Origin of the sequence: Mesorhizobium sp. M4B.F.Ca.ET.017.02.2.1 (assembly GCF_003998955.1) — a bacterium.
Classification (GTDB): domain Bacteria; phylum Pseudomonadota; class Alphaproteobacteria; order Rhizobiales; family Rhizobiaceae; genus Mesorhizobium; species Mesorhizobium abyssinicae.
The window spans coordinates 1-5,335 of the sequence record NZ_RZOF01000398.1; the positions used below are offsets into that span (position 1 = coordinate 1).

Here is a 5,335-nt window from a genome sequence, read left to right on the forward strand (position 1 = left end):
GGCCGAACGCCATACGCGCACTGTGGCGCGAAACCCTGGTCACCGACAGTGACGACAGCGCCGAGCGATAGAGCAGCGGCAGCGACAGCAGTTCCTCTTCCGAAAGCGTGCGCGGCGCCCGCTTCTCGACCCGGGCCAGCAGCGCCTCGAACGCCTTCCAGTCGGCCTCGCGTTCCTGGCGGAAGCTGGCCAGCGTCTGGCGCACCGCATCGGTGCCGGCCGGGTTCGTCACAGCAGATTCTCCTGCTTGAGCTCGAGATAGCGCTCAACCAGCGCCGGGCCGAGCCGCTGGTGGTCGGCCTCGATCACATGCGCGCCGAGCAGCCTCAGCCGGCCGATCACGACCTGCCGTTCCCGCAGCAGGCCGCCGGCGGTGACGGCGCGCGCAACATCCTCTGGCGTCGCGGGCGGCATGTCGGCGAGGCTCTCCAGTTCGACATCCTTCATCATCATGAACAGCACCAGATGCCGCTCGGTCAGCCGGCCGACGGTGCGCAGCATCAGCTCGGCGCTGATCGGATCGACGAAATCGGTGAAGATGATGACCAGCGAGCGCCGGTCGAGCTTGCCCGAAAGCGTCGTCAGCGCCAGCGTGAAATTGGTTTCCTCGCTGGAATAGTCGATTTCGGCCGCCCGCTTCTGGATCATCGGGAAGCTGGCCGAGCCGCGCACCGCGCCGCTTGAGATGCGCGGCCTGGCATCGAAGGAGAACAGGCTGACGAGATCGCCACCTTTCAGCGCGATGAAGGCTGACAGCAGCGCCGCCGTCACCGCGCGGTCGACCTTGGGCACGCCGTCGACCGGCTCGCACATCAGGCGTCCGCTGTCGATGGCGAGCACGATGCTGTTGTTCTCCTCGATCCGGAATTCGCGGGCCAAAAGCTTGCCGTGGCGGGCGCTGCGCTTCCAGTCGATCATCCGCCGGCCCATGCCGGGCTGGTAGTCCTTCAGCGCCTCGAATTCGCGGCCCTGGCCAGCCCGCTTTTGGGCATGGCCGTCAGCCTGCGCCGAGCGTTGCAGAAGCGTGATCGCCTCGTCGCGGGCGCGGCTGACGTCGGGCAGCACAGCGACCTTCTCGTCCATCGGCAGCACGACCTGGTTCCAGACCAGCCCGAACGGCCCGCGCCAGCGCAGCCACAGGCGGTCGAAATTGGCCATGCCGCGCCTCAGCGCCGTGAATTCGAGGTCGAGCGTTCCGCCATTCGCCGGCAGCGCGCCGCCCGTGCCATGGATCGGCTCCAGCCGCTGGTCATGGCCCACGCGCGCCTGCAGCAGGCGCGCCTGCTTGCCGAGACCGGCGGCGACGCGGACGGCGAAACGCCCGCCGACGCCGACCTGCGGCGGCGCGTCGAGGCTGGCGCTGAGCGAGGCGCGCCCGCGTCCGGCGGCCGCGTCCACCGCCAGGAAGGCAAGCAGCAGGCAGATCCAGAGCAGGCCGATATACCAGAAGGACGGCAGCGCGAGCGCGATCAGGAAGGCGGGGATCGCGCCCGCCGCCGCTGCCCAGACCGCTCTACCGCTCGGATAGATCAACGCGGCGCTTCCGTCTGGTCGACGAGGTCGGACACGATCTGCTCCACCAGCCGCCCGTCGATCTGCGCGGCCGGCGAGAGGATGACGCGGTGGCGCAGCGCCGGCACGGCGAGCGCCTTGACGTCGTCGGGGATCACATAGGAACGGCCGTCGAGCGTCGCCCGCGCCCGGGCCGCCCGCGCCAGCATGGCGCCAGCGCGGGGGCTGGCGCCAACCTCCAGGTCGGGGCTCTCGCGCGTGGCGCGCACGAGCGCCGCGATATAGTTGACGACATCGTCGACGAGGGTGACGGAGCCGACGGTGTCGAGCGCCTTTTCCAGTGTCTTGCGGTCGGTCTGCGCCTTGATGCCGTATTGCGCGATGTCGTGCGATGCGGAACCGCCGCCGTGATGGACGATGATGGCGCGCTCCTCCTGCAGGTCCGGATAGCTCACCCGGTGCTTGAACAGGAAGCGGTCGAGCTGCGCCTCGGGCAGGGGGTAGACGCCCTGATGCTCGATCGGGTTCTGCGTCGCCACCACCATGAAGTTGCGGCCGAGCGAGTGCGTGGTGCCGTCGAAGGTGACGGCATGCTCCTGCATGGCTTCCAGCAGGGCGGCCTGCGTCTTCGGCGGCGTGCGGTTGATCTCGTCGGCAAGCAGCAGGTCGCAGAAGATCGGGCCGCGCGTCAGCGTGAACTGGCCGGTCTGGAAATTGTAGATGTTGGAGCCGACGATATCGCCGGGCATCAGGTCCGGCGTGAACTGGATGCGCCCATAGGCGACGCCGAGCGCCTGCGCGAAGCAGCGCGCTGTCATGGTCTTGGCGGTCCCCGGCGGCCCTTCGAGCAAAATATGCCCGCCGGCGAACAGGGCGGTCAGCATCAGGTCGACCGTGTCGCGCTGGCCGGTGATCGCTTTCGCCACTTCTTCCCTGATCGCTGTCGCCAGGGCCTTTACATCATCGACGTTCACCGAGCCTCCTTGCCGTCCAGTCGTGCAGCCGCTCTGCTGCCTCATGCATGTCCGCCAGCGAGCTGGCATTGTCCGCGGCCTTGAGCCGCGTCGTGAACCCCTGGGCCTCGCCCTTGTCGCGGGAATCGAGCCAGCGGTCGAGCGCCTCGCCCTGCAGCCCGTGCGGCGCGCCGAGCAGCGCGCCAGCGCGCTGCCGCATCAGCGCGCCATAGCGGTCGCCCAACTCGTCCAGCCGTCCGGCGCGCTTGAACAGCATCGCCGTGGTGTCGACCAGCGCCCGCTTGCCGAAAGCGATCGCCCGGCCCTCGGCGCGCGGCGGGCCGAAACGGCCAAGCCCGTGCAGGAAGGCCAGCGCAGCGGCGGCCAGGATCGACAGCGTCAGCGCCAGGAAGGGCGGTTCGACCAAAAGTTTGGCGAGATCGTATTTGCGCCCGGCGCCATGCAGCGTGAGATCGAACATCACCGCGCCCTTGCCGGGCTCAAGCATGGCGATCAGATCGAGCGCCGCCCTGGCCCTGTCGGGATCCTTGAGCGCTGCGTTGTTGATGAGGTCCGGATCGGTCAGGATGTAGAAGGGCTTGTCGTCGAGTTCGGTGAGAACGCCCTTGCCTTTGCCGGCCGAGATCAGCGGATGATCGTCGGCCACCCATTGCATGTCTTCCGGTGCCGCGACGAGGTGGCCGTTGATGTCGAGTTGCTCGACCGTGCTCTTTCCTTCGCCAAGCTTTGCCTTGCCGATCCGGTCCAGCCATTGGTTCACGGCCGTAGCGGGCAGCCGCTCGATCTTGATATCCCAGCCTTCATGCTGCTCGAGCGGCATGGTCTGCCATTTGGGCAGCACGAACAGCGTGGCCTTGTCTTCGCGGAGCTTGACGATGCGGTCGAGCGCGGCTGGGTCGCTGTCGGGCGAAATGGTGACGATCAGCAGGAAGCCGGACATCAGGCCGGTACTGAGGTCCTCCTCGCTTTGCGCCATCGGCGATGGAGTCCCGGTCAGCTTCAGCCATTCCACCAGCCCCGCATAGCCGGAGCCGCCCTTGGACAGCGGCGTCGCGCCGCCGCCGGGTTGGCGAAAATCCGGCGCATAGGTCGACAGCAGGAAGAACCCCGCCGCCGCGAACAGGCTCGCGAAAATGCCCCAGAACAGCGTCCTGCGGCTGAACGGTTCCTGTGCCGTCTCGGCCGCGGGCGCGCTCATGCCCAGGCATCCCGGAAGGCGAACCGCTCATAGGCGCCGCGCGCCTGCTGCCAGCCTTCGGCGCCGACGGGCCGGCGGGCGAACAGCGCCGCCTCGACGATGCGTGCGATCTCGCTGAACGCGCCGCGTGGCCGCGCCGGCAGGGAAGGAGCATTGGCGATGTCGCGCGCCGTCAGCGAGGGACGCAGGAAGTCGGGCAGGCGCCCGGCTATGTCGGCGACGCTGCGACGAAGCAGGAGATGGACCGCCTCGTCATAGTCGCCGCGCGCCGCAAGCGCGTCGGCTTCCGACAGCAGGATCTGCGCCATCGCGGCATCGGGGCGCCATTCCTCCTGCGCCTCGGCTTCGCCCCGGGCGCGTCGCCACGGCAGGCGCCAGGCGATGCCTTTCATTTCGAGGACGATCAGGAACAGGATGATCACGGCGCCCGATATGACCGCGCCCCAGAACAGGTAGATCATATAGGGGCCGAGCTGCGACAGGAAATCCAGCAGCGGCTTCAGCCAGGCCGGCGGTTCGGGCTGCGCGAAGGCCGGCAGGTCGAACTGTATGGACGTGTCGGCCAGCAGCTGCTTGTGCACTTTCGCCAGCCATTCGGCGTCCACTGTGCCCGGCTGTGCAACTGCCACCCGCTCGCTCCCCCGTAAACCCGCCGCGCCGACACTGGCAACGCGACACAACAATTGCAAGTAGGCTAGACGCTAAGTGTTAATCTTGTCACATTTACTGTTATGCGAACCAGCCATTATGCGGCTGTGGTTAAGGGGGCAGACTATGACTTCGACGACACTGGCACGGCCAGAGAAATTCCAGATCGGCAAGGTACTCAACAACAGCTTTGCCGTCATCAATCGCAATATCGGTCTTTGCCTGGGGCTTGCCGCGCTGTTCTCGGGGCTGCCGACATTCGTTTTCCAGTTATGGAACGAGGTGCGAATGGGCGGCCTGGCGGCTGGCGATCCGGCGGCGCTGGCTATGGCCGATCCCGCCACCATGTTCCGCGATTCGATGCTGACCCTGGTCTTCGCGATGCTCTATTTCATCCTGTCGCTGCTGCTGCAGTCGGCGCTGGTCAGGGCAACGATCGAGGACATGAACGGCAAGAAGCCGACCTTCGGGGATTGCATCCAGATCGCGCTCCGCTGCCTGCTGCCGACCATCGGCATCGGATTGATGGTTGCCCTCGGCGCCGGCCTCGCCTCGATAGCGCTGCTGGTGCCTGGCATCATCCTGTGGCTTGGCTGGTCGGTGGCGGTGCCCGCCCTGGTGCAGGAGAGGCTCGGCGTCTTCGGCTCCATGTCGCGCAGCCGTGCGCTCACCAAGGGCAGCCGCTGGGCGCTGTTCGGCCTCTTCCTGATCCTCATCCTGATCGCCTTTGGCATCCAGATGGTGCTCGGCACGGTCGTGCTGCTCTTTGGCGGATATATCGCCATTGTCCTCGGCGCTGTGGTCTCGGCGTTCATGTCGACGCTGATGTCGATTGCCTCCGCGGTCACCTATGTCGAGTTGCGCCAGGTCAAGGAAGGCACCAGCGTAGAGGATCTGGCGGAAATCTTTTCCTGACGGAGAAGATCGCCGCCTTCACCGCATGATGGAGGCGGCGTCGTCGGAGACCTTGCCGGCGCCGCCATCGGCGACCGCCTCAGGCCGC

Annotated in this window: 5 protein-coding genes and 1 pseudogene; 1 reads left to right on the top strand and 5 read right to left on the bottom strand. The window is 67.0% G+C overall.

Features of this window, described 5'->3' with window-relative positions; all coding sequences use genetic code 11:
* From EN738_RS30245 to EN738_RS30265, 5 genes and pseudogenes are all read right to left on the bottom strand, one after another.
* A pseudogene (locus EN738_RS30245) lies at window positions 1–232 on the bottom strand (stage II sporulation protein M); the annotation flags it as partial.
* Entirely contained in the window at window positions 229–1,533 is a 1,305-nt protein-coding gene (locus tag EN738_RS30250) for a DUF58 domain-containing protein (protein WP_127286824.1), read from the bottom strand. The gene EN738_RS30250 and the pseudogene EN738_RS30245, both read right to left, overlap by 4 nt.
* Window positions 1,530–2,486, bottom strand: a complete 957-nt coding sequence (locus tag EN738_RS30255; protein ID WP_127286825.1) for a MoxR family ATPase — start codon at window positions 2,484–2,486, stop codon at window positions 1,530–1,532. Before EN738_RS30255 ends, EN738_RS30250 begins: the two co-directional genes overlap by 4 nt.
* On the bottom strand, window positions 2,473–3,684 hold the full coding sequence (locus tag EN738_RS30260; protein WP_127286826.1) for a DUF4350 domain-containing protein: 1,212 nt from the start codon (window positions 3,682–3,684) through the stop codon (window positions 2,473–2,475). Before EN738_RS30260 ends, EN738_RS30255 begins: the two co-directional genes overlap by 14 nt.
* On the bottom strand, window positions 3,681–4,313 hold the full coding sequence (locus EN738_RS30265; protein WP_127286827.1) for a DUF4129 domain-containing protein: 633 nt from the start codon (window positions 4,311–4,313) through the stop codon (window positions 3,681–3,683). The genes EN738_RS30260 and EN738_RS30265 overlap by 4 nt, the downstream gene beginning before the upstream one ends.
* A gap of 145 nt (window positions 4,314–4,458) precedes the next feature.
* On the opposite strand from EN738_RS30265, the gene EN738_RS30270 reads away from it, so the two are divergent.
* Window positions 4,459–5,247 (top strand): hypothetical protein, encoded by a 789-nt coding sequence (locus tag EN738_RS30270; RefSeq protein WP_127286828.1) that lies wholly within the window; start codon window positions 4,459–4,461, stop codon window positions 5,245–5,247.
* Window positions 5,248–5,335 lie beyond the last annotated feature (88 nt).

What these genes read in the sequence shown, in the direction of transcription:
- EN738_RS30270 (WP_127286828.1), top strand. Translation starts at nt 4,459, where the DNA reads ATGACTTCGACGACACTGGCACGGCCAGAGAAATTCCAGATCGGCAAG.
- EN738_RS30260 (WP_127286826.1), bottom strand. Translation starts at nt 3,684, where the DNA reads ATGAGCGCGCCCGCGGCCGAGACGGCACAGGAACCGTTCAGCCGCAGG.